At 59.5% G+C, this 23,084-nt stretch carries 18 protein-coding genes; 13 read left to right on the top strand and 5 right to left on the bottom strand.

What is annotated here, in order from left to right; all coding sequences use genetic code 11:
* The first annotated feature begins 145 nt into the window (after positions 1 to 145).
* Together I2I05_RS12855 and I2I05_RS12850 are read left to right on the top strand one after the other, a co-directional pair.
* Positions 146 to 1,312: an NAD(P)/FAD-dependent oxidoreductase gene (locus I2I05_RS12855; RefSeq protein ID WP_196282656.1), complete on the top strand. Its 1,167-nt coding sequence runs from the start codon at positions 146 to 148 to the stop codon at positions 1,310 to 1,312.
* 170 nt (positions 1,313 to 1,482) lie between these two features.
* On the top strand, positions 1,483 to 2,940 hold the full coding sequence (locus I2I05_RS12850) for a hypothetical protein (RefSeq protein WP_196282655.1): 1,458 nt from the start codon (positions 1,483 to 1,485) through the stop codon (positions 2,938 to 2,940).
* Between the two features lie 157 nt (positions 2,941 to 3,097).
* On the opposite strand, the gene I2I05_RS12845 is transcribed toward I2I05_RS12850, so the two are convergent.
* The 4 genes from I2I05_RS12845 to I2I05_RS12830 all read right to left on the bottom strand — a co-directional run bounded on the left by I2I05_RS12845 (position 3,098) and on the right by I2I05_RS12830 (position 11,540).
* On the bottom strand, positions 3,098 to 4,567 hold the full coding sequence (locus I2I05_RS12845; RefSeq protein WP_196282654.1) for a glutamate synthase subunit beta: 1,470 nt from the start codon (positions 4,565 to 4,567) through the stop codon (positions 3,098 to 3,100).
* A gap of 138 nt (positions 4,568 to 4,705) precedes the next feature.
* The gene (locus tag I2I05_RS12840; protein ID WP_196282653.1) at positions 4,706 to 5,011 is read right to left on the bottom strand and encodes a GIY-YIG nuclease family protein; all 306 of its coding nucleotides are present in this window, start codon (positions 5,009 to 5,011) and stop codon (positions 4,706 to 4,708) included.
* Between the two features lie 119 nt (positions 5,012 to 5,130).
* On the bottom strand, positions 5,131 to 9,672 hold the full coding sequence (gltB, locus tag I2I05_RS12835) for a glutamate synthase large subunit (RefSeq protein WP_196282652.1): 4,542 nt from the start codon (positions 9,670 to 9,672) through the stop codon (positions 5,131 to 5,133).
* 323 nt (positions 9,673 to 9,995) lie between these two features.
* Positions 9,996 to 11,540, bottom strand: a complete 1,545-nt coding sequence (locus I2I05_RS12830) for a hypothetical protein (RefSeq protein WP_196282651.1) — start codon at positions 11,538 to 11,540, stop codon at positions 9,996 to 9,998.
* Positions 11,541 to 11,946: 406 nt separating this feature from the next.
* Between I2I05_RS12830 and I2I05_RS12825 the strand changes: the two genes are divergently transcribed.
* The 11 genes from I2I05_RS12825 (at position 11,947) to ureG (ending at position 22,086) form a co-directional block, all read left to right on the top strand.
* Positions 11,947 to 12,873: a branched-chain amino acid transaminase gene (locus tag I2I05_RS12825; RefSeq protein ID WP_196282650.1), complete on the top strand. Its 927-nt coding sequence runs from the start codon at positions 11,947 to 11,949 to the stop codon at positions 12,871 to 12,873.
* 255 nt (positions 12,874 to 13,128) lie between these two features.
* A complete protein-coding gene (locus I2I05_RS12820; protein WP_196282649.1) occupies positions 13,129 to 13,335 on the top strand; it encodes a hypothetical protein in 207 nt (68 codons plus the stop codon).
* Positions 13,277 to 13,861: a 3-isopropylmalate dehydratase small subunit gene (gene leuD, locus I2I05_RS12815; RefSeq protein WP_196282648.1), complete on the top strand. Its 585-nt coding sequence runs from the start codon at positions 13,277 to 13,279 to the stop codon at positions 13,859 to 13,861. Before I2I05_RS12820 ends, leuD begins: the two co-directional genes overlap by 59 nt.
* 8 nt (positions 13,862 to 13,869) lie before the next feature.
* Entirely contained in the window at positions 13,870 to 14,952 is a 1,083-nt protein-coding gene (locus I2I05_RS12810; protein WP_196282647.1) for an isocitrate/isopropylmalate family dehydrogenase, read from the top strand.
* Positions 14,953 to 15,476: 524 nt separating this feature from the next.
* A complete protein-coding gene (gene asnA / locus I2I05_RS12805) occupies positions 15,477 to 16,511 on the top strand; it encodes an aspartate--ammonia ligase (protein ID WP_196282646.1) in 1,035 nt (344 codons plus the stop codon).
* Positions 16,512 to 16,803: 292 nt separating this feature from the next.
* Positions 16,804 to 17,370, top strand: a complete 567-nt coding sequence (locus tag I2I05_RS12800) for an urease accessory protein (RefSeq protein WP_196282645.1) — start codon at positions 16,804 to 16,806, stop codon at positions 17,368 to 17,370.
* 183 nt (positions 17,371 to 17,553) lie between these two features.
* On the top strand, positions 17,554 to 18,294 hold the full coding sequence (locus I2I05_RS12795) for an urease subunit beta (protein ID WP_196282644.1): 741 nt from the start codon (positions 17,554 to 17,556) through the stop codon (positions 18,292 to 18,294).
* A complete protein-coding gene (locus I2I05_RS12790) occupies positions 18,224 to 18,763 on the top strand; it encodes a hypothetical protein (protein WP_196282779.1) in 540 nt (179 codons plus the stop codon). Before I2I05_RS12795 ends, I2I05_RS12790 begins: the two co-directional genes overlap by 71 nt.
* A 28-nt stretch (positions 18,764 to 18,791) precedes the next feature.
* Complete coding sequence (gene ureC, locus I2I05_RS12785; protein WP_196282643.1) at positions 18,792 to 20,510, top strand: urease subunit alpha; 1,719 nt, start codon at positions 18,792 to 18,794, stop codon at positions 20,508 to 20,510.
* A gap of 77 nt (positions 20,511 to 20,587) precedes the next feature.
* Positions 20,588 to 21,259, top strand: coding sequence for an urease accessory protein UreF (locus I2I05_RS12780; RefSeq protein ID WP_196282642.1), 672 nt, complete (start codon positions 20,588 to 20,590; stop codon positions 21,257 to 21,259).
* Positions 21,260 to 21,333: 74 nt separating this feature from the next.
* On the top strand, positions 21,334 to 22,086 hold the full coding sequence (gene ureG / locus I2I05_RS12775; RefSeq protein WP_196282641.1) for an urease accessory protein UreG: 753 nt from the start codon (positions 21,334 to 21,336) through the stop codon (positions 22,084 to 22,086).
* Positions 22,087 to 22,159: 73 nt separating this feature from the next.
* Here ureG and I2I05_RS12770 read toward each other — a convergent pair whose 3' ends face one another.
* Positions 22,160 to 23,044 carry an urease accessory protein UreD gene (locus I2I05_RS12770; protein ID WP_196282640.1) on the bottom strand — a complete coding sequence of 295 codons (885 nt, stop codon included), beginning with the start codon at positions 23,042 to 23,044 and terminating at the stop codon, positions 22,160 to 22,162.
* Positions 23,045 to 23,084 lie beyond the last annotated feature (40 nt).

The following is a 23,084-nucleotide window of genomic DNA, read 5'->3' as shown; positions in this document are numbered from 1 at the left end:
CGAAATGTCCCAACCTTCCGTCAACAATACTCTAAAAAATGTACCATGGCTAGTGGAGCATTTTTGGGCAGGAGAGGTGGCCACTAGCCACCGCGGGCCACAATTTTCCGAAAGGGGCCGGGCCCGGCCCGCTACCTTTGAAGCCGTGCCTCCTACTTCTCTCTTCGACTACGACGTTGCCATCATCGGCGCGGGCCCGGCCGGGGCCGCGTGTGCCCTGGGCCTGCGCCAGAGCGGCCTGCGCGTGGCACTGCTCGACAAAGCCCAGTTTCCCCGCGACAAAGTGTGCGGCGATGCCATTCCTGGCCACGCCCTCAAGGCCCTGCGCCAGCTCGACCCGGCCTTTGCCGATAGCCTCTGGCAGCTCCAGCCGCTCGACGCCGTGCGGCAGTCCCGCCTTGTAGCCCCCAACGGCGGCCGCCTCGACCTGCAATGGAAGCTCCCCAGTTTCAACTGCCCCCGCGAAACTTTCGATGCGGCCCTGCTGGCTCTGGTGCGTACCCACGCCCCAGCCACCGTCATCCTCGAAAACACCGCCCTGAAAAGCCTTGCGATGGAAGTCGACCACGTGCGGCTGCAACCCACGCTAGGCCCAGAAATCACTTGCCAACTGGTCATCGGCTGCGACGGTGCCAATTCTGCCGTGGGCCGCAAATTGCTGCCCGAGCCCCGGCTGGCCCGCGCCCACCACTGCGTGGGCGTGCGGGCCTATTTCGAGAGTATTGCGGGAGCCGAAAGTGGGACCACCGAGTTTTTTCTGACCCGCGACTATTTGGCGGGCTACATCTGGCTGTTTCCGGTGGGCGGGGGGCGCTACAACGTGGGCCTGGGCATGCTGGCCGAAGTAGTGGCTCAGCACAAAGTCGACCTGAAGGAAACCATGACGCGCCTGCTGGCTACGCACCCTGCCCTGGCCGGCCGCTTTGCCGGGGCCCGGCAGTTGGGCCCCATCGTGGGTTTTGGGCTGCCACTGGGTGGCGGCCGTGTGCGGCCCATCAGCGGCGAGCGGTTTATCCTTTGTGGAGATGCTGCCTCGCTGATTGACCCGCTACAGGGCCACGGCATCGATACAGCCATTCAAAGCGGCATTCTAGCCGCTGGCCAAGCCGAGGCATGTTTCAAAAAGCAAGAGTACGGGGCCGAATTCATACAGCAGTACGATGCGCAGGTGGCCGAAAAAATTGGCCGTAAGTTGGCTAAAAGCTACCGCCTCATGCGTTTTCTGAGCAACAAGGCGTGGCTGGTGAACGCCGCAGTGAGCCTAGCCAAAGTACCCGGGCTGAAGCCGTGGGTGCAGAAGGCAATAGGGTAGGATATTAGAGGGCGAGTGTGGGGTGAGTCCAGTAACTCGCACCAAAATTGGCCAATGAGATTGCCAAACTGACTGCCGGAGCCTTCAGCTCTATCTTTGGCACAGTACTAACCAATCCGTCTGCCGGTTAAGCGGAGTCCATGAAAGTAATTCGGTTACTATTCATTGCCATGCTAGTGCTGTATTGCTTGCCGATGCAGGCGCAAGGGTGGGACGTGCTACCCGAATACACCTTTCGGCTTGGTGGCCGGGCCCAAGTCCGGCGCATTATTCTTCGGGAGGATTATGACAAGCCGTCTCCTGGCTTTGTGAAGCTGCGCGACAGTACCTCAGTAGAGCAACTAGTAAAACTGACTCGTCGCCACAATCCCGCCATGCAGCTTTATGCCGCTATGGCGCTCGCCGACCGGCATTATGCGCGTCTGCATGAGATTTTTGCCTGGTTGATTCGGAAAGACCGTCCCATTAGTTACCAATACCATGCGTGGGGGGCCGACCGAGTCAATTACCTGCATGCCTCTGAACAACTGTACCACCGCATACGCAATGCCGAGGCTGCGGCGCGGTCACATCGGCAGCCAGGGTTTCCTTCTCAAGCGGATAGTCTGCTTTATCATTCGATACTGCATCGAATGGATAGCACTGCGCTGCGATTGGCCAACGAAGGCGAACATGTCCATTATACGCTGCTGGAAAATTGCCTGGAGGACAACAATGCTTATCCAGGCTCTTATGAGGATGTAAGGAAATTATGCAGCTCAGTGGACCCACAACAGGAACAGAATCGGGGCTACGCAGCGGCGCTGGCAGCCTATCGGCGGGAGCCGGACTTAAACCTGCTGCTTCGGTTCGACCATAATGCGTTTCCGGCCGTGGCACGATTCCCGCATCCTGCGTTCTGGCCACTGATTGCAAAATATCGGCTTACTGATAAAGGAAACAGTCGATATGAATATTATGAGGCAGTAGCGGCGTTCAACAATGTGCGGGCCGTGCAGCTGCTCGATAGCCTCGTTCGATTCGAAGTGCACGATGAGAACTCTGCCATAAACATGGCGAACAGTTTAGAGAAAGCCCCTATCTCGGCTTTCCAGGCAGTTGTCGAACAATTGTGGGTGCAGCATCACACAAGTCGTCTGCACTTGGTTTCTCAATTAATTCAGCGAAATCCTCGACAAGCAGCCAAGACGTTTGCGGAAGGCTTTCTGAACTACAAACCGGATGACCAGGGCCGCTACGGCCCCTCCTATGAACGAGGGACCGACTCGGTAGCCAGCACAATGCTGCGAACCATCTGGCAGCAAGACAGTGCCGCTTTCCGCCGGGTAGCCCAGCATGGAGTACAAGTATTTCGCTGGAGTGAACTTACAGCCCTTTGTCAGCTTGATAAACGGTACAACTTCCCGTGGCTCCGGCCGCTCCTGGTTGCCGAGTTGCGAACGACTCGCAGGCCATTTGACCAATATGTGGTGGCCAGCGCGCTGCTTAATTACTCTGATGCTGCTACGAACACCTTGGTAAAACAAGCCCTAACGGAAAATGCGGTTTGCCAGACTGCCGATGATACATGGTGCAAATCACTACGTGCGCAACTGGAGCGGCTGAACGCATCGGGACTTTCCAAATAATAAAGAGTATTAAGTTAATCAGCGTTAAAACAATAAGCCCCGACATTGTAGAATGCCGGGGCTTGTTGCATTATCTGGCTGGTCGCATTTGCAGGATGGACTGCCGCGTTGCGTCTCTGCTTTTATGCGCAGAATGCTCCACTCGCAATGATAGCCGTTACGCAAACATCCCCACCGCATTTTTGCTTGATAGCGCGGTCTTGCCCGTCAGCAGCAAATCCACTTGCCGGGCGGCTTCGCGGCCTTCCGAGATGGCCCAGACGACCAGTGACTGGCCGCGGCGCATGTCGCCGGCCACGAAAACGTTGGGCTGGTTTGTGACGAAAGTTTTGTCGTCGGCCAGCACGTTGCCGCGCGGGTCGAGGTCGATTTCAAGCTCGTTCAGGAGGCCATCCACGCGGGGGCCGGTGAAGCCCAAGGCCAGCAGCACGCGCTGGCAGGGGATTTCGCGGTCGGAATCGGGCACCTCCTCGAAGCGGATGCGGCGGCCCATGACGTCGGTTTCCCAGGTCACATCGCTCACGCGCAGGGCCCGGAGGCGACCGTGCTCATCGGCAAGAAATTCTTTGGTGTTGATACCCCAGTAGCGCTGGCAGCCTTCTTCGTGCGAGGTGCTGCTGCGGAAAATGTGCGGCTCCAGCGGCCAGGGCGTGTGGGCGGGGCGCTCGGCACCGGGCTGGTGCATGAGGGCGAACTGCGTGACCGAGCGCGCCCGCTGGCGGTTGGCCGTGCCCACGCAGTCGGAGCCCGTGTCGCCGCTGCCGATAACCACCACGTCCTCGCCCTCCACCCAGATGGGCGCATCCGTCAATTCCAGCTCGCTCACCCGGCGGTTGTGCTGGGTGAGGTAGTCCATGGCAAAGTGGATGCCGGGCAGCTCCCGGCCGGGAATGTCGAGGTCGCGCGGCACGTTGGCCCCGCCGGCCAACACCACGGCGTGGAAGTCGCGGGTAAGCTGGGCAAAGGGCAAGTCGCGGCCGATTTCGGTGTTGCAGCGGAAGCTGATGCCGTCTTCCTTCAGCAGGTCGATGCGGCGGTCGATGACCCACTTATCCAGCTTAAAATCGGGGATGCCGTAGCGGAGCAGGCCGCCGGGCCGGTCGTCGCGCTCGAACACCGTAACGGTGTGGCCGGCCTTGGCCAGCTGCGCCGCCGCCGCCAGTCCCGCCGGACCCGAGCCCACCACGGCCACTGTCTTGCCCGATTTCAGGACCGGGGCCGTGGGCTGTACGTAACCCTTCGCGAAGGCAATTTCGATGATGTGTTTCTCGATTTCCTCAATGGCCACGGGGCTGCTGTGAATGCTGAGCACGCACGCCGCCTCGCACGGCGCGGGGCAGATGCGGCCGGTGAACTCCGGGAAGTTGTTGGTGGCACTAAGAATCTGGTAAGCATCTTCCCACTTCTCCTCGCGCACGGCGTCGTTGAATTCGGGGATGATGTTGCCCAGCGGGCAGCCCGAATGGCAGAACGGAATGCCGCAGTCCATGCAGCGGGCCGCCTGCTGGGTGAGCTGTCCTTCGGAGTAAGTGCCCACAAATTCGTGGTTGTGAGCCACGCGCTCCCGCGGCGCGGCCTTGGGCGGCAACTCGCGGGCGAATTCTTTGAAACCGGTGGGGTTAGGCATGGAATGTCAGGTGGTATTAGAACGTCATGCAGAGCGGAGCGAAGCATCTCGCGTGCGGAAGTAATTCTTTTCTTGCGATTGGATTAGTGGTTGCACGCGAGATGCTTCGCTCCGCTCTGCATGATGGCTTATGGTTGTTTATAAATTATTGGCTGGGCCCGTCCAAGTATCCAAATCAATGGCTTCCCATTTGGGATTGAATCCGATAATGAGCTTTTCTTTCTTGGCGCGGCTCCAGCCCTTCAGCTCTTTTTCGCGGGCAATAGCCTGCGTAGGGTCGGGAAGAAGTTCGAAGTAGACAAGTAGATTGGCTTGGTAGCGGCCGGTGAATTTCCCGTGGTTACCGAGGTTATTACTGTGCTCTTCAAGCCGGCGTGGCAGGTTACTGGTGACACCGATGTAAAGCACTGTGCGGTTTGGATTAGTGAGGAGGTAGACGTACATAAATAGGCATTTTGGAGCAGCGCAAGAACGTCATGCAGAGCGCAGCGAAGCATCTCGCTCGGAGCAATTAATTAGTTGAAGCACGCGAGATGCTTCGCTGCGCTCTGCATGACGTTCTTTCACCCCACCTCCGCATACCGAGCCTTTTGCAGCACCTTCTTATAGTCGCTCGGGAACACCTTCACGAACTTCCCGGCCTCCTCATTCCAGTTTCCTAACAGAAACGCTGCCACTTGACTTCCCGTCAGTTCCACGTGCTTCCGCAGCAGCTCCCGAATCTGGTCTTCGTCGTCGTCGTCGAGTGGGTCAAGCTCGACCATTTCGGGGTTGCAGTTTTGGGGAAATAGCCCTTCGGGGTCGTAGACCCAGGCGATGCCACCGCTCATGCCGGCCGCGAAGTTGCGGCCCGTCTGGCCCAGGATGAGGGCGCGGCCTCCCGTCATGTATTCGCAGCCGTGGTCGCCTACGCCTTCGACTACGGCGGTAGCACCAGAGTTTCGCACGGCAAACCGCTCGCCGGCCTGGCCGCGCACGAACAGCGTGCCGGAGGTGGCCCCATACAGCGCCACGTTGCCGATGATGATGTTCTGCTCGGGCACGAAATGCGCGGAAGGGGAGGGGAAGATGGCCAACTGCGCGCCGCTCAGGCCCTTGCCCACGTAGTCGTTGGCCTCTCCTTCGAGCGCGAAGGACAAGCCCCGCACGCTGAACGCGCCAAAGCTCTGGCCCGCCGAGCCGCGGAACCGGAAGTTGATGGTGTTGTCGGGCAGGCCGGCGGCGTGGTAGCGCTTGGCAATCTCATTCGAGAGCAGCGTGCCAATGGTGCGGTCGATGTTCTGCACCTCGAACTCGGCGAAAACCGGCGTCTGCTCATCGAGGGCCGGTTGGGCGTGGTCGAGCAGCTGCCAGTCCAGGATGCCGCTGATGCCATGGTCCTGCGCCTCGCTGTGGTAAAGGGTGCCGCCGGAGATGTTCACGGCCGGGTGCAGCATGTCGGCCAGGTCGAGGTGGCGGGCTTTCCAGTGGGTGATGCCCTCGCGCACTTTCAGGAATTCGGGGCGGCCCACCATCTCGTTGATGGTGCGGAAACCCAACTCGGCCATGATTTCGCGCAGTTCCTCGGCCAGGAAACGGAACAGGTTCACGATGTGCTCGGGCTGGCCGGTGAAAAGCTTGCGCAGCTCCGGGTCTTGGGTGGCCACGCCCACGGGGCAGGTGTTGAGGTGGCACTTGCGCATCATCACGCAGCCTCCTGCTACCAGTGCGGCCGTGGCCACGCCCCATTCTTCGGCCCCCAGAAGGGCGGCCACGGCCAGGTCGCGGCCGGTTTTTAGCTGGCCGTCGGCTTGCAGCACCACGCGGCTGCGGAGCTGGTTGCGCACTAGGGTTTGGTGGGCTTCGGCCAGGCCCAGCTCCCAGGGCAGGCCAGCGTGCTTGATGGAGCTGATGGGCGAGGCGCCCGTGCCGCCGTCGTAGCCGGCAATCAGGATGACGTCGGCGTGGGCCTTGGCGACGCCGGCCGCGATGGTGCCCACTCCTGCCTTCGAAACCAGCTTCACGTTGATGCGGGCGGCGCGGTTGGCGTTTTTCAGGTCAAAGATGAGCTGGGCCAGGTCTTCGATGGAGTAGATGTCGTGGTGCGGCGGGGGCGAAATCAGGCCGACGCCGGGCGTGGCGTGGCGCACCTTGGCAATCCACTCGTCTACTTTGTGGCCGGGGAGCTGGCCGCCCTCGCCGGGCTTGGCGCCCTGCGCCATCTTGATTTGCAGCTCGTCGGCGTTGGTGAGGTAGTGGGCCGTGACGCCGAAGCGCGCCGACGCCACCTGCTTGATGGCCGAGCGCATGGAATCACCGTTTTCCATGACCTCGTAGCGCAGCGGGTCCTCGCCGCCCTCGCCGGTGTTGCTTTTGCCGCCGATGCGGTTCATGGCAATGGCCAGTGTGCTGTGCGCCTCGTGCGAAATCGAGCCAAACGACATCGCACCCGTCGCAAACCGCTTCATGATGCCCTCGGCCGGCTCTACTTCCTCCAGCGCAATCGGGTCGCGGTGGTGGGCGAAATCCAGCAGGCCGCGCAGGGTGAACATGCGCTCCGGCTGCTCATTAATCAGCTTCGCATAGCGCTGGTAGGTGGCGTAGTTGTTGGTGCGCGTCGCCAGTTGCAGCAGGTGCACGGTTTCGGGGTTGAACATGTGCGCCTCGCCTCGCCGCCGCCAGTGGTAGAGGCCGCCGTCGGGCAGCAAAGTCTGCTCCTCAGGCGTGGTGCTTTTGAAACCCTGAAAGTGCTTGTAGAGCGTTTCGCGGGCTATTTCATCCAGCCCCAGCCCGCTAATGCGCGTGACCGCGCCGCAGAAATAAGCATCTACCACGGCCTGGTTCAGGCCCAGAATCTCGAACACCTGCGCGCCGTGGTAGCTCTGCAAGGTCGAAATCCCCATCTTCGAGAAAATCTTCAGCAGGCCGTCGCACACGGCTTTGATGTAGTTGTAATTCAACTGCGCGTGGTCCAACGCGGTGTTGAACTGCCCGGCCTCGTGCATGGTCCGGATGGTGGCCAGCGCCAGGTAGGGGTTGATGGCCGTGGCCCCAAACGACAGCAGGCAGGCGAAATGGTGCACTTCCCACACGTCGCCGGCCTCCACCACCAAGCCCACCGAACCCCGGAAACCGAGTTTAATCAGGTGGTGATGCACGGCCGACACGGCCAGCAGCGAAGGAATGGGCGCGTGCAGCGAATCCACGGCGCGGTCCGACAAAATCAGCACTTCAAACCCGTCGTTCACCGCATCCTCGGCGTAGCGGCAGAGGCGGGCGAGGCCGTTTTCGAGCGCGCCGGGCTTGCCATCGGCCCGGAAATAGGTTTGCAAAGTCTTGGCGTTGAACATGCCGGTGTCGATGCTGCGCAGCTTCTCCAGCTCTAGGTTGGAGAGGATGGGCTGGCGCAACGCCACGCAGTGGCAGTGGTGCTTGTCCTCGTCCAGAATGTTGCCGTTGTTGCCCAGAAAAGTGGCCAGGCTCATCACCAGCCGCTCCCGGATGGGGTCGATGGGTGGATTGGTGACCTGCGCGAAAAACTGCTTGAAGTAGCTGCTCAGGTGCTGCGGTTGGTCGGAAAGCACGGCCAGCGGCACATCCACGCCCATCGAGCCGATGGGTTCCTTGGCCTCCAGCGCCATCGGGGTGATGAGCACGTCGATGTCCTCGCGGGTGTAGCCGAACACTTGGTGGTACTTGAAAACGGAGTCGGCGGCCAGCTCCGTGAACATCTGGCGCGGTTCGGGCAGCTCGTCGAGCTGAATCTGGTACTCGTTCAGCCACGCGCCGTAGGGCTGGCGGCCGGCGGCCTGGGCCTTCAATTCTTCATCGGTGATGATGCGGCCGGCCACGGTATCCACCAGCAGCATTTTGCCGGGCTGGAGCCGGCCTTTCTGCACCACGGTGGCGGGGTCGATGCCCAGCACGCCGGCCTCGGAGGCCACCAGCACGCGGCCGTCGGTGGTTTCGAGGTAGCGCAGGGGGCGAAGGCCGTTGCGGTCCAGCATGGCCCCAATGAGCTTGCCATCGGTGAAAAGCAGGGCCGCCGGGCCGTCCCAAGGCTCCATAAACGTGGCGTGGAACTCGTAGAAGGCCTTTTTGAGCGGGTCCATCTGGGTGTTGCCGTCCCAGGCTTCGGGCACCAGCATCATCATCACGTGCGGCAGCGGGCGGCCCGAATGCAGCAGGATTTCCACCACGTTATCGAGGCAGGCCGAGTCCGACTGCCCGGCATCGACCACCGGCAGCAGCATGTCCATTTCCTCGGCCGAGAAGTACGGCGACACGTAGCTGCGCAAGCCCGCATAAAACCAGTTCAGATTGCCCCGCAGCGTATTAATCTCCCCATTGTGCGCCAAAAACCGGAACGGCTGGGCCAGCTTCCAACTCGGAAACGTGTTGGTGGAAAACCGCGAATGCACCAGCCCAAACGCCGACGTCACCCGCTCGTCGCTCAGGTCAGGGAAGTAGCCGCGCACCTGGTAAGTGGTCAGCTGGCCCTTGTAAACAATGGTTTTGCACGAGAGCGAGGCAAAGTAAAACACGTCCATCGCAGCGGTCACCGTCTCGCGCACCGTCTTGAAAATCAGGCGGCGCAGCACGTACAGCTTGCGCTCAAAATCATCGGGATTCGTGATGCCCGCTGGCCGGCCGAAGAATACCTGCTCCATCACAGGCTCAGCCGCCAGCGCCGTGGGGCCGATGCCGGTCGGGTTCACCGGCACGGGCCGGTAGCCCAGCAGCGGAAACCCCAGCCGCGCCGCCGCGCCGTTAATGACTTCCCGGCAGGCTTCGCGCAGCTTTTCGTCCTTCGGCAAATAGGCGAAGCCCACGCCGTAGCTGCCCGGCTCGGGCAGGCGGATATTCAGCGCCACGCACTCTTCCAGCAGGAACCAGTGCGGAATCTGGATGAGCAGGCCAGCCCCGTCGCCGGAGTCGGCATCGCAGCCGCAGGCGCCGCGGTGCTCCATGTTTTCCAGCATGGTCAGCGCGTCGGTGATGGTCTGGTGGGTTTTGCGGCCGTTGAGGTAGGTGATGAAACCGGTCCCGCAGGCATCGTGCTCAAATTCGGGGCGGTACAGGCCCTGCGGAGCGTCGGTGGATGGTATCGGGGCGTGGAAAGTCATATGCGGAGCGGGGACGTGCGCGAGCAGCGGGGTGAAACCGGCCAACTGCACACAGTTATTTAAAGAACCGGCCAGCATTCGGCCAGTGAATAAATATTTCCCGCTGCTTTACTATTTCTAGCCTTCTGTAATTATCTGTAATGCCTTAAACATTAGGTTTTTGTAAAGGTCAAGCGTACAACGTCAAACCACGGATTCCTCACTCGTCATGCCGAGCGCAGTATCTCGCGTGCTTCAACTAATTACTGCCGGCAAGCGAGATGCTTCACTACGCTCTGCATGACGGTTTCACAACCCGAGCCCTCTCAAACAGTCTCAACCACCTACTTCAATAGCGCGAACTTGCGCTGCATGATTTCCTCAACCGACCGATTCTCAATCTTGCTTTCGAGCCAGGAAATGATGTCGAGGTACATAAATGGCCGCCGTTCAAAGGGATTGGCGGCAATGATTGTGAGTTGGGTTTTGAGGTCTACAAAAGCATTTTTCAATTCCTGGGGATTCATGTTGCCTAGCGAGCGCAGAAATTGAAAAATGGCGACTTGCATCTGCTGCTGGTCGTTCATCTTGCCCAGGAAACGGTATACCGATTTCACCTGGTACTCCAAGCTCTCGTCACGCCCGGCCTCGTAGTGCGCAATCAGGTTCAGGATGCGCGCAAAACACTGGATGTCCTCGCGCAAGGCACTTTCCTTGAACTGAATAATCTTGGTGAGGTACTCGATGGCCTTGTTGAAATCGCCGCTGCCGAAGTACAGGCTGGCAATTTTGTAGTAGAACACCATGAGGCGGTGCGGGTCGAGCTGCTGCTGAAACTGCGCCAGGTGGGCCAGCAGCGGCGGCACAATGGCCAGGCCCTCGGTGAATTGCCCGCGCATAAAAGAGGCGTTTATCCGGTTGGTGTAGCTGTAGAGAAACAGCAGCACGTCGATGTTGGGATTAGAGCGGCGGTCCGGGTCAGCCGCGAAGGCTTCGAGGGTATCCAGGACCTTTATAAATTTGCTATAATACAGCAAATTATAGCTGGCTATCAAGAGGTTGTGCAGGCCCTTGAGGTAGAGCATGGTTTGCTGCTCGCGCATGGCCGGGTGGCGCTCAAACAAATCGACCCACTTCTGGGCGTAGCGGTAGCAGGCCACAAAATTCTGGGTGATGGTGTGGTACCACACGTGGGCCTGGTAGTAGTACAGCTCCTCAAAAAAGTCGGGATTTGACATGTCCACGTTTTCCAGAGCGCCTCGAAAAAACGTGGTCAGCCGGTCGTAATCGGCTTGGTTGCGGGCGTGGCCAATTTGCAGGTAAAAGCCGTACATGCGCAGCGCCAGGCTCGATAATTTGTGTTGCTGGCTGACGTGCTCCACCAGCGTCAGGGCTTCGGCAGAGAGTTGCTCGGCCCGGCCCCGCAGGCTGCGCGTGATGTATTGGGCCTCGATGAGCTTCTCAAAGTCGAGGGCCTGCAGGGCAATATGGGCCATGCCGGCCTGCTGGGCAGTTAGTTTCACCCGCTCCAGCATGCGCAGGCTTTGCTGATAGAGGCCGCGGTTGTACAGCACACGGGCGTAGTCGAGCTGCTCGTGCAGCTGAATATCGAGGTTTTGGCCGGCGTGGTACATGCGCAGGCTCGAAAGCAGTTGCCGGTAAAGGTTGGCCTTGAGGTTGGCCAGCTGCACTTTTTTGATGGCAGGCACCTGGGCCAGCACCCGTTCCTCGTCGTACTGTCCGGCCGTGTCGAAGGCATCGAAGAGCTGCAGGAACTTCAGGCCCTCCGTCGAACCCTGGCGGTTGGCAAACAGGCGGAAGTGTCGCTTTTCGGAGCGTGTTAGTGACTTTATCAACTGAAATACGGAGTCGCTGCTTTCGTTTGGCATCGTAATTAGTTGTTGCCTTACTGGCTTTTTATGAATGAGTTACAGCGGCAATTATTGCGCTTAGAAATAGTAGGCATCCTTAGAGGTGCGTTTTTTGCCCCGCGCCCTTCGCCTAAAATTGCGCTCAGGAGCCGACCGAAACCCGGGCCCTCAGAACCGTCAACCCCGTTTTGGGACAGGCTCTGCCACTAGCGCGGCGCAAGCTAAGTACGAACACCCCGGCTGGTTCCGGCCCGCCCGGCCTTTAAATTACCACGCAGCCTGCTTCACCACCCCGTTGCCCTGGCGCGGTAAAGTTGCCTTGGGGCGGCCGTGTGTGTTTGCCCGCCAGGAACCGGCCTTTCTTAGCCCCGTGCTCAGAAAGGCTTTTTCGTGCCCTTTATACTCGTAATCAACGTTTTTTTTTATGTATTTCGATAACAACACCCTCGTTTATCTAGATGGGGAATTTGTGCCGGCCGAACAGGCCACCTGCGGGGCATATGCCCAGTCCCTGCACTACGGCTATGCCGTGTTTGAGGGCCTGCGCGCGTACAACACCCCGGCGGGAACCCGCATTTTCAAGGCCCGCGAGCACTTCGAGCGCCTGCACTATTCCTGCCAGGCCATTGGCTTGCCCCTGAACTACTCGGTAGAGGAACTCACAGCCATCAGCTACGAGCTGCTGGCCAAAAATAACCTGTCCGATGCCTACATCCGGCCGTTGGCCTTCGCTGCGGCACCCCACATGATGCTCACCACGCCCGCCGCTGGCAACCTGCTGCTGGCCGTGTGGCATTGGGGCAAATACCTAGGGAGCCAAAGCCTGCGCCTCACCATTTCGCCCTACGAGCGGCCCAACCCCCGGGCCGTGCCCATCGAAGCCAAAGTGTCGGGCCATTACGCCAACTCTATCATTGCCAGCTCCGAGGCCAAAAGCCGCGGCTTCGACGAAGCGTTGCTGCTGGACATGAACGGCTTCGTGGCCGAGGGCCCCGGCGCCAATTTCTTCATGGAGAAGCACGGCGAGCTGTTTACGGCGCCGGCGGGCAGCATTTTGCGCGGCATCACCCGCAATACCATCATCGACCTGGCCCGCGAAGCAGGCATCACTGTCACCGAAATGTTCTTCACGCCCTCGGCCCTGCAAGGCGCTACCGGCGCTTTCATGACGGGCACCGCGGCCGAAGTCATCGGCGTGGCTTCGGTGGACGACCTGGTTTTCAGCACCCCGTTTGAGCAAACCCTTGGGGCCCAATTGGCGGCGCGCTACAGTGCGCTGGTTAGCGGCCGGGAGCCGGAAGCCGCGCCGCAGCCCGGGACCGAAGCCGTCGAAGCCTTGGTATCGCAGTAATCGTTTGGCTGCTCGCCGCATGCGGAGGCGTGGTTATACTGGCGAAAGGACAGGTTAGCGACTGTATCTGACAATCTGATAATGCTTTGAAAAACATCTAATTAAATGTGATGTGCGTGCCGTTGGAAATAGTAAGGAGTTGAAAAAAGTGCTTTCCCGCGGCGCGAGGAAACGTGTACTTGTATAGAGTTTTTGGCGCCCCTCGCGGCGTGTCGCTTGCGCCAAAACCCTTTTATTATCTGAAAAATATAATTTATGATACAGCTCTCCATTCTGCCTTACTCTGCAGCCAAATCCAGTGACTGGATTAGCTACGCCACCGTCAAGCTGCGCCAAAACGAAGCCGATACTGGTGTCGAAACGTCAGCCAAAGCCGCCCTGCATCCTAACGCCCCCAATTCCCATGGCCCCCATCCCGACCCTGCGCTCTACGGCGGTTCCGCTGCCCATCGAGAACATTGACAACGAGCAGATTCTTCCGCCTCGTTTTTTGACGTCGGATGGTCGGGAAGGCTTTGGGGCCCACCTGTTCGCCGATTGGCGCTACGCAACCACCGGCCAACCCAAGCACGGCTTCGTACTGAACGACACCCGCTACCACGGCCAGATTTTGCTCGCGGGCGAAAATTTTGGTTGTGGCGCGAGTTGCGAACAAGCCGCCCGCGCACTGCACGACGCCGGGTTCAAGGTGATTATCGCCACCAGTTTTCCGGAAACTTTTCGGCACAATGCCTTGAAAAATGGCCTACTGCCTTTGGTGGTAAGCCCCGGGGTGTACCAACGCCTGCTCGCTCGCGTCACGCATTACCCCAACACGCAGCTGGTGGTAGAGGCGTCTGCCCAAACGCTCGGTGTGCCGGTATGGGAGGAGATTATTGCCTTTGCCCTCAATGCTGACGCTGACCAGCAAGCGGCGCTGCTACAAAGCTTTGCCGAAGCCGATTACCTACCCAGCCGGCAGCCGGCTGCTATCCATCCGCATCAATAATATCAGATATGTATCCGCTAGATAAGGTTGTAAGCAAACGAATTGTTGTGTTGCCCGGCGATGGCACCGGCCCGGAAGTATGTGGCGAGGCGGTGCGCGTGCTCAAGGCCGTAGCCGAGCGGTTTGGCCACCACTTCGTTTTCGAATACCACTTGCTGGGCGCCGAAGCCCTTGAGGCAACCGGCCGCTCGCTGCCCGCCGCAACCCTCGATGCCTGCCATCAGGCCGACGCCGTGCTGCTCGGCCCCATCGGCGACGCCCGGCACGACCATAATGCCGCCGACACGCACCCCGAACAAGCCCTGCGCGCCTTGCACCAAAGCCTGGGCTCCTACGGCAGCATGCGCCCCGTGACGGCGCATGCGCAGTTGCTGGCGCATTCGCCGCTGCGGCCCGACCACGTGGCCGGTACCGATATCCTCATTGTGCAGGAGCGCAGCAGGGGCGAGGACGCCAGCGACCCTGCCGTGATGGAACGCATGGCCCGTCGCGCATTTCGGGCCGCACGGGCCCGCCGCCGCCAGCTCACCCTCGTGGATAACCCCAACGGCTTGGAGGCCTCGTCCCGCTGGCGCGAAGTGGTGCAGGAACTGGCGGGCGGCTATCCGGATGTGGCTGTGAGCTACCTGCTGGCCCAAGATGCGGCGATGCAGCTTCTGCGCAATCCGCGGCAGTTCGATGTTATCCTGGCCGATAGCCTTGTGGGCGATATGCTGACGGGCGAGGCCGCCGTGATGACCGGCACGCAAGGCCTGTTGCCTTCCGCCTCGGTGGGCGATGGCGTTGCGCTGTTTGAGCCCTTGCACGGCCCCAACCCGCAAGCCAGGGGCAGAGGCACGGCCGACCCTTTGGCCGCCGTTTTGGCCGCCGCCCTCATGCTCGATTACTTCGCCCTGCCCGACGAAGCCCGCGCCGTGCGCGCCGCCGTGGCCCACGCGCTGCACGAGGAAGTGCTCACGCCCGACCTCAACGCCACAACTCCCTACACCACCGAGCAGGTCGGCGGATTTATTGCCTACGGGGTGCTGGATTTGATGGACTGCTACCTGCACCGCAGCAACGTGGCCTATGGCAAAAGCACCATCATTTGAGAACGTAGAAAGCAGTTTATTAACCAGCTGTAGTTCCGACTTTATGCAGCATTGTGGTTGACCTAAAACGAATATTTACAATCAGGCCGAATGCTTTGCGAGTGCGATATTTTTGATATTGTTAAATTTCGCTTTTAACTAATTAGCCCGATTTAATTCATCGGCAAAACAATTAATTCTTGCGCTTTCCAGTAATTATAGCTAGCTTGCTTCAGCTAAGACAAAAAGCCCCTGTAATGTCCTTTTTCAGCAACAATTTCTTCTTGAATAACTCGAATAATAATAATTTATTCCGAGACAGGAAGGCTATTGTTCAGAAGTAAAAAATCTAAGAACATATTTTCATTTTGAAAAGCCTTTCGTAATTCGGAAGGCTTTTTTTTTGGCCTTCCCAGCCCTTGAGGCGCTATTCCGGAATTTAAAAAAAACTCCCCGCGTGGGAGGTGGCCGCTTATTGCCCAAACTCCCGCTTTTGAAACTTTAATAATTCAACATTTCCAAACTTCACCCCTACGTTTTGCCCCATGAAAACCAATGCTCTCCCCACCGCCTGGCCCACCGCGGCCGACCTGCTCGAAACCGAAGAAGCCATTACGTTCGTGAAAGAAACTTTTGCCAAGGAGCTGGCGCGGCAGCTGCACTTAGTGAAAGTATCGGCCCCGCTGGTGGTGCTCGACGGCACTGGCATCAACGACGACTTGAACGGCATTGAGCGCCCCGTGGCATTCCCCATCAAGGCCCTGGCCGAGCAGCGCGCCGTGGTGGTGCACTCGCTGGCCAAGTGGAAGCGCCTGCGCTTGCGCGAGCTGGGCATTCCCGCTGGCAAGGGCTTGCTGACCGACATGCGCGCCCTGCGCCCCGACGAAGACTATAGCCCCATCCACTCCATCTACGTGGACCAGTGGGACTGGGAAAAACATATTCTGCCCGAACAGCGCACCATTCCGTTTCTGAAAGCCACGGTGGAAACCATATACGAGGCCCTGAAAACCACTGAGCAGCTGGTGCACGAGCAGTTTGGCATTGAGCCTACTTTGCCGGCCCGCATCACTTTCGTGCACGCCGAAGACCTGCTGCTGCGCTACCCAGACCTCACGCCCAAACAGCGCGAGCACGAGGCCGCCCGCGAATACGGTGCCGTCTTCCTGATGGGCATCGGCGGGGAGCTGAGCCACGGCGAAATTCACGACGGTCGCGCCCCCGACTACGACGACTGGAGCACTCCCAACGAAGACGGCCACCAGGGCCTCAACGGCGATATCCTGCTCTGGAACCCCATGCTGGAAACCTCCTTTGAAATTTCCTCCATGGGCATCCGGGTGGATAAAGCGGCCCTGGCCCGCCAGTTGGAACTGCGCGGCTGCCCCGAGCGCCAGGAACTCCATTTTCATAGCCTGCTGCTGGCCGACCAACTCCCGCAGAGCATCGGTGGCGGCATTGGGCAGTCGCGGGTGAGCATGTTTTTGCTGCGAAAGGCCCACATCGGGGAGGTGCAGGTCAGCATCTGGCCCGAGGCGGTGCGCCAGGAAATGGCCGAAAGCGGTGTAGGGTTGCTGTAACCATTAAGTGGAATAACCACTCGTGTCAGCAAGAACAAAAAGGGGTTAGACGGCGGCTAGCTTGTCTAACCCCTTTTTGTGCGTTTGTGTGGACGCTGTTAGCAAAGTAGCGGTACGCTAAGATGGGGTCTAAATCATACTTGATTGTTAGAGGTAGCTTTTGTAGATTTTCGATTTATCTATAAATTGGCATGAAAAATTTAGGGCCAATAGCGGTTATTAGCTTATATTTCGACAATAACCCCTGTCGATGCAAGGTCTGTTACCCATTTTATTTGCTTCCGTAGCCGGAATGGGCCACGCATTCGAACCCGACCACTTACTGGCCGTGGGCAACCTCATTTCCCGCCGCGACACCCTCGCCGAAGCCCTGCGCGACGGCATCTACTGGGGCCTGGGCCATACCACTACGCTGGTGGTCGTGGGCAGTATTATCCTGCTGGGCCGCGTCACGCTCCTAACTTCCGGCTACTTCGAAGCCGCCGTGGGCCTTATGCTAGTCGTCATGGGCATCAGCCGCCTGCTCGACCAGCGTCGCGCAGCCGCCAAGGTGCGCCCCGGCGTGGCCCCATCCCGCGCGGCCTACGCCGTGGGCCTGCTCCACGGCCTGGCCGGCAGCGGCGCGCTGGTACTGCTGGTCATGAGCGAAATCCGCGACCCGTGGCTGAGCGTGCTCTATTTTGCGGTATTCGGCGTGGGCTCCATTCTGGGTATGTTCATCGTGGCCGGGCTGTGCAGCGTGCCGTTCACCAAGCGCATGAAAATCAGCCGGACGTTGAAGTTTAGTGCCGTTACCTTGTCGTCGCTGCTGTGCATTGGGTACGGCGGGTGGATGATTTATGGGAATGTGCGATGGTAGAACGACAACGAAAAGAACGTCATGCAGAGCGCAGCGAAGCATCTCGCGTGCATTACTAAATCAATCGTCTGTCATGCTGAGCGCAGTCGAAGCATCTCGCTCGCATCGTTGAACGATTGAGTTACTACCACATGCGAGATGCTTCGCTGCGCTCTGCATGACGTTCTTTATTGCTCCCTGCTTATGCACCTCTCCCCCAAAGACCTCGACAAGCTCGTTCTCCACCAAGCCGGTTTCGTGGCGCAGAAGCGCTACGCCCGCGGCCTGCTCCTGAACTACCCCGAAGCCCTGGCCCTCATCGCCACGCAGCTGCTGGAGTTCATCCGCGACGGCGAGCGGGTGGCCGTGCTCATGGACAAGGGCAAGCAGCTGCTGGGCCTGGCCGACGTGCTGCCCGGCGTGGCCGACATGCTCCACGAAGTCCAAATCGAAGGCACCTTCCCCGACGGCACCAAGCTCGTGACCGTGCACCACCCCATCTGCCGCGAAACCGGCGATGCCGCCCTGGCCCTCTACGGCTCCGGCCTGAGCAAAGCCCCGGCCCCCGGCACCGCGCCCGCCAACGCCAGCCACCCCCAGCCCGGCGAATACCAGCTGCACCCGGCCGACATCATCCTCAACGAAAGCCGCGCCACGGTGGACGTCGACGTCGTGAACATGGGCGACCGGCCCGTGCAGGTCGGCTCGCACTATCCCTTCTTCGAAACCAACGCGGCGCTGCACTTCGACCGCGCCGCCGCCTACGGTTTCCGCCTCAACATCCCGGCCGGCACGGCGGTGCGCTTCGAGCCCGGCGAGCGCAAGCGCGTGCGCCTGGTGGCCCTGGCCGGCGAGCGCATCGTGTACGGCGGCAATGGGCTCATTGATGGGAAGCTGGATGATGCTGGAAAGAAGCAGCAGGCGCTGGAGAAATTTGGTAACTAAGGGTTCTCAGTCTTTAATAAGCTTGGTGATGACGGATGAAACGCGCAAAACAGTTGAAGAGATTGATGCTTTAATCAGGAAAAATGCTTGGTTCGATTTTCATGTTTCATCCTACAATGGAAGTGATTTGGTTATTACTGGAAGCACTGATTTTTCTTATTATCACGAATTAGAAATTACGTTTCACAACGTGTTTTTTGCCACCTGCTATTTCAAGTATTGGAAGTCAGATACAACGTCTCCTGTTTTCTTTATTCCTGAACAGGAAGAAGCCTATCAAATGAACTTTCAGCTTGAGATAGAGGTGGGATTTGACCTTTTTATTTTCAAAGTTGAAGATTCTAAAACAAATGTTACAATAGCAGCTAAAAGTGTCTCTTATAACACCGATACAGTGCTTTATTACTACCGAGAAAATCTTCCACCAGGAATGAGATTAGCGGCTGCTTATATCAAGCCTAAGGAGTAATAATTCTACAATACCTAAAGGTTAAAATATGTCCCTCCCCATCTCCCGTCGCGCGTATGCCGACATGTACGGCCCCACCACCGGCGACCGGGTGCGCCTCGGCGACACCGGCCTGCTGATTGAAGTTGAACGCGACTACTGCGTGTACGGCGAGGAATGCAAGTTCGGCGGCGGCAAGGTGCTGCGCGACGGCATGGGCCAGGCGGCAGGAATCGGCCCGGCCGATGCGCTGGATTTGGTCATCACCAACGCGCTGGTGGTCGATTACACCGGCATTTTCAAGGCCGATATCGGCATCAAGGGCGGGCGCATTGTGGGCATCGGCAAGGCCGGCAACCCGCACATCATGCCCGGCGTGACGCCCGGCATGGTGGTGGGCGTCACCACCGAAGTCATTGCCGGCGAAGGCCAGCTGCTCACCGCCGGCGGCATCGACTGCCACATCCATTTCATCAGCCCCCAGCAGATACCGGAGGCGCTGGCCTCCGGCGTGACCACCATGATTGGGGGCGGCACCGGGCCGGCGGCCGGCACCAACGCCACCACCTGCACGCCCGGCGCGTTCTACCTCGAAACCATGCTGAAGGCCACCGAGGCCTACCCGCTCAACTTCGGCTTCCTGGGCAAGGGCAACGCCTCCAAGCCCGAGGGGCTGCGCGAGCAGGCCGAGGCCGGGGCGCTGGGCTTCAAGCTGCACGAAGACTGGGGCACCACGCCGGCGGCCATCGACATGTGCCTGAGCATTGCCGAGGAATACGACGTGCAGGTCTGCATCCACACCGATACGCTGAACGAGAGCGGCTTCGTGGAAACCAGCACGGCCGCGTTTAAGGGCCGCACCATCCATTCCTACCACACCGAAGGCGCCGGCGGCGGCCACGCGCCCGACATCATCAAAATCTGCGGCGAGCCGAACGTCATCCCCTCCAGCACCAACCCCACGCGGCCTTTCACGGTGAACACCATCGACGAGCACCTCGACATGCTCATGGTCTGCCACCACCTCGACCGCAACATTCCCGAAGACGTGGCCTTCGCCGAAAGCCGCATCCGGGGCGAAACCATTGCCGCCGAAGACATCCTGCACGACCTGGGCGCGCTCAGCATCATCAGCTCCGACTCGCAGGCCATGGGCCGGGTGGGCGAGGTTATCACCCGCACCTGGCAAACGGCCCACAAGATGAAGCAGCAGCGCGGCCCCCTGCCCGAAGACGCCGCCACCGGCCAGGCCGACAACTTCCGCGTGCGCCGCTACGTGGCCAAGTACACCATCAACCCGGCCCGCGCCCACGGCATCGCGCACGAAGTTGGCTCCATTGAAATCGGCAAGCTGGCCGATTTGGTGCTCTGGAAACCTGCCTTTTTCGGCGCCCGCCCGGAAATGATTCTCAAAGGCGGCATCATCGCCCAATCCCAGATGGGCGACGCCAACGCCTCCATTCCCACGCCGCAACCCTCGTTCTCGCGCCCCATGTTCGGCGCGCTGGGCGGCGCCATTGGGAAGAGTTCGATGGTGTTCGTATCGGGGGCTTCGGTTGAAAGAGTGCGGGCTGATTATGGGTTAACGAAGCAAGTAGTAGCTGTGAAAAATTGCCGGAATATTGGGAAGAAGGATATGGCGCTGAACGACTATTTGCCCAATATTTCGGTGGACCCCGAGACGTACCGCGTGATGGTGGATGGGGTGCATTTGACGTGCGAGCCGGCCGAGGTGCTGCCGCTGGCGCAGCTGTATAATCTGTTTTAATGTAGCGCGGACTTTTAGTCCGCGAGTCAGTCAGTCAGTCAGTCCCACTCGCGGACTAAAAGTCCGCGCTACATCTCATGCAATTCGCCCGCCTCCTGCACCTCGTCGACTCGGCCATTCCCACCGGCTCTTTTGCCTATTCTTATGGGTTGGAAAGCAGCATCACGTTTGGGCTGGTGAACACACCGTTTGCGTTGCGGAATTACCTGTATTCCTACCTGCAGCAAGCCGGCAGCGCCGAATTACCCTTCATCTATTCAGCCTTCCACCTCACCGAAAAGAGTCCCAAGTTTCAAGCCGTAGCCGAAGAATACGATGCCCAATTGCTGGTGCCCGCCCTCTACAAAGCCAGCGCCGTGCAGGGCCGCAACTGGCTGAAACTGCTGGCCACTTTCTATCCGGAAGCTGCTTTGGAAACCATTACCCAATGGTTCACAGCGCAAAATATCCCGCCGCATTTCACACTGGTTTTCACGCTGGCCTTGCAGCGTGTGGGTTTTGGGTTGGAGGAGCTAAAAGCCATGTACCTGCACATGCTGCTGCGCGACCAGCTCAGCGCCGCCATTCGACTCGGATTTCTGGGGCCGCTGGAAGGGCATCAGCTGCAACACGATTTCTACGCGGTGTTCGAGCACATTCTGGCGGCGCAGGTGGGAAAGGAGTATGGCGAGGCCACCCGCTCGGCGTTTTTGCTCGATGCCGCGCAGGTGCTGCACGAAGACATTTACTCCAAGCTTTTCCAGAACTAAGTAGCGCGGACTTTTAGTCCGCGAGTCCATATTATTCCAAATTATTCGTGGACTAAAAGTCCGCGCTACTGCCCATGGCTTTTGTCGAAAAACTCGCCTTGCTCCTCCACGGCCATCAGCACGAAGCGTACGAATCGCCCGGCGACTTCAACGAACGCGAAACGCGCCGGCTGCCTAGCTACCGCAACTTTCGCAAAAGAGCCTTCACAGTGGGCATCGGCGGGCCGGTGGGCACCGGCAAAACGGCGCTGCTAAAAGCCCTGTGCGAACGGCTGCGCTACGAGTTCGAGCTGGGCGTGGTGACCAACGACATTTTCACCCGCGAAGACGCCGAATTCCTCATCCGTCACAGCGCGCTGGATGAAAACCGGATTGTGGGTGTGGAAACCGGCGGCTGCCCGCACGCCGCCATTCGGGAGGATATTTCGCTGAACATGGATGCACTCGAAGGTCTCATGCAGCGCTTCGATTACGGGCTCGATTACCTCTTCGTGGAGAGCGGCGGCGACAACCTAGCCGCCCATTTCAGCCGCGAGCTGGTGGACTATTCCATCTACGTCATCGACGTGTCGGGCGGGGATAAAATCCCGCGCAAGGGCGGCCCCGGCATCACGCAGTCAGACTTGCTCATAATCAACAAAATCGACCTCAAGGACTTAATCAAGGCTGATTTGGGCGTGATGGAGCGCGATTCGAAAAAGATGCGCGGCGAAGGACCGTTTCTCTTCGCACGCGCCATTGATGGGCATGGGTTGGATGAGATTATCAGCCACATCAAAGCGGCTAAGGCGCGGGCGCTGGCCGCCGTAAGGGAAGACCGACGGTAATATGTAGCGTGGACTCTGCGAGTCCGCGCCTTAACTGCGCCGCCACACGCGGACTCGCAGAGTCCACGCTACATCAGTACTTCCGCGCCAGCGGGTTATACCCCAGCAGTTCCTCACTGGCCAGCGCGGCCAGAATCTGCTCGCACAACGGCTGCAGCGCCATGCGGCTGTGCGCGGCGGCCCGCAACACCCACACATTGTCCCGCGCTTGGGTCACCGATACCACGCACTCCTGGCTGTTGATGTTGAAGTGCGGCCCGAGGCTGCCGGGCATCTTTTGCCGCGCCAGCATTGCCGTCAAAATCTGAAAGCGCGCATCTTCGGGGCTGCCCACCAGAAAGAGGGAGAAGAAGGTTTGATACCCCGCGAAGTTGGCCGGTGAAGTAGCAATGTTTTCCCCGGGGGTGAAGGCGAATTTATCCAGCACCACCAGCCGGCCGCCCACCCGCACGCGCAGCTCTGAGTGTAGCGACGTGAAGGCAAACCGTTCGCCTTGGTCCATGCGGCCGGAGTGAAACCAGTCGACGAGCAGCAGCACCGATGTGGGCTGCAAGTTCCATTCCTGCACTTGCCGGTAGCGGCTTTCGGCCTGTAGCACCACGGGGTCGGGAAAAACCACAGCCAGGGCCCCTTCGTCCAGGTCACCAGTGGTGTGCTGCTCAGCGACGGCGCCGTCTATCGAGCGGAAAATCTTGGTGCTGGCCTGTGTGCTCACCACCAGCTGGGTGTGGGGCTGCGCGGCAATGTGCAGCCGGATGGCATCGCCGGCCACCATGCCGCCGCCGTAGCTCGAGAGCACCACGTGGCTGGCCGGGCTGGCGGCAGCGGGGTTGAAAACCTTCAGCGGCTGAATGCTTTTGCAGGCGATGAGCCGCGAGCGGCCGCGCACTTGCGCCACTTCCAGCGTGCTCCATTCCGTTGATGCGTTCATGCGGGCCGAGGAGTGAGCCAAGGACAAAAGTGAAGAAAAGGTAGGCTGGACCAGAAAACAGCCCTGC

The organism is Hymenobacter jeongseonensis (genome assembly GCF_015694725.1).
Lineage (GTDB): Bacteria > Bacteroidota > Bacteroidia > Cytophagales > Hymenobacteraceae > Hymenobacter > Hymenobacter jeongseonensis.
This window is presented reverse-complemented; position numbering and strand designations above follow the sequence as displayed.

Excerpts from the sequence above, each read along its gene's own strand:
- ureC (WP_196282643.1), top strand. The coding sequence starts at position 18,792 with ATGTCCCTCCCCATCTCCCGTCGCGCGTATGCCGACATGTACGGCCCC.
- I2I05_RS12795 (WP_196282644.1), top strand. The coding sequence starts at position 17,554 with ATGCACCTCTCCCCCAAAGACCTCGACAAGCTCGTTCTCCACCAAGCC.
- I2I05_RS12810 (WP_196282647.1), top strand. The coding sequence starts at position 13,870 with ATGTATCCGCTAGATAAGGTTGTAAGCAAACGAATTGTTGTGTTGCCC.
- I2I05_RS12825 (WP_196282650.1), top strand. The coding sequence starts at position 11,947 with ATGTATTTCGATAACAACACCCTCGTTTATCTAGATGGGGAATTTGTG.
- I2I05_RS12830 (WP_196282651.1), bottom strand. The coding sequence starts at position 11,540 with ATGCCAAACGAAAGCAGCGACTCCGTATTTCAGTTGATAAAGTCACTA.
- asnA (WP_196282646.1), top strand. The coding sequence starts at position 15,477 with ATGAAAACCAATGCTCTCCCCACCGCCTGGCCCACCGCGGCCGACCTG.
- I2I05_RS12845 (WP_196282654.1), bottom strand. The coding sequence starts at position 4,567 with ATGCCTAACCCCACCGGTTTCAAAGAATTCGCCCGCGAGTTGCCGCCC.
- I2I05_RS12800 (WP_196282645.1), top strand. The coding sequence starts at position 16,804 with ATGGGCCACGCATTCGAACCCGACCACTTACTGGCCGTGGGCAACCTC.
- I2I05_RS12840 (WP_196282653.1), bottom strand. The coding sequence starts at position 5,011 with ATGTACGTCTACCTCCTCACTAATCCAAACCGCACAGTGCTTTACATC.
- I2I05_RS12820 (WP_196282649.1), top strand. The coding sequence starts at position 13,129 with ATGATACAGCTCTCCATTCTGCCTTACTCTGCAGCCAAATCCAGTGAC.
- I2I05_RS12850 (WP_196282655.1), top strand. The coding sequence starts at position 1,483 with ATGCTAGTGCTGTATTGCTTGCCGATGCAGGCGCAAGGGTGGGACGTG.
- gltB (WP_196282652.1), bottom strand. The coding sequence starts at position 9,672 with ATGACTTTCCACGCCCCGATACCATCCACCGACGCTCCGCAGGGCCTG.
- leuD (WP_196282648.1), top strand. The coding sequence starts at position 13,277 with ATGGCCCCCATCCCGACCCTGCGCTCTACGGCGGTTCCGCTGCCCATC.
- I2I05_RS12790 (WP_196282779.1), top strand. The coding sequence starts at position 18,224 with ATGGGCTCATTGATGGGAAGCTGGATGATGCTGGAAAGAAGCAGCAGG.
- I2I05_RS12780 (WP_196282642.1), top strand. The coding sequence starts at position 20,588 with ATGCAATTCGCCCGCCTCCTGCACCTCGTCGACTCGGCCATTCCCACC.
- ureG (WP_196282641.1), top strand. The coding sequence starts at position 21,334 with ATGGCTTTTGTCGAAAAACTCGCCTTGCTCCTCCACGGCCATCAGCAC.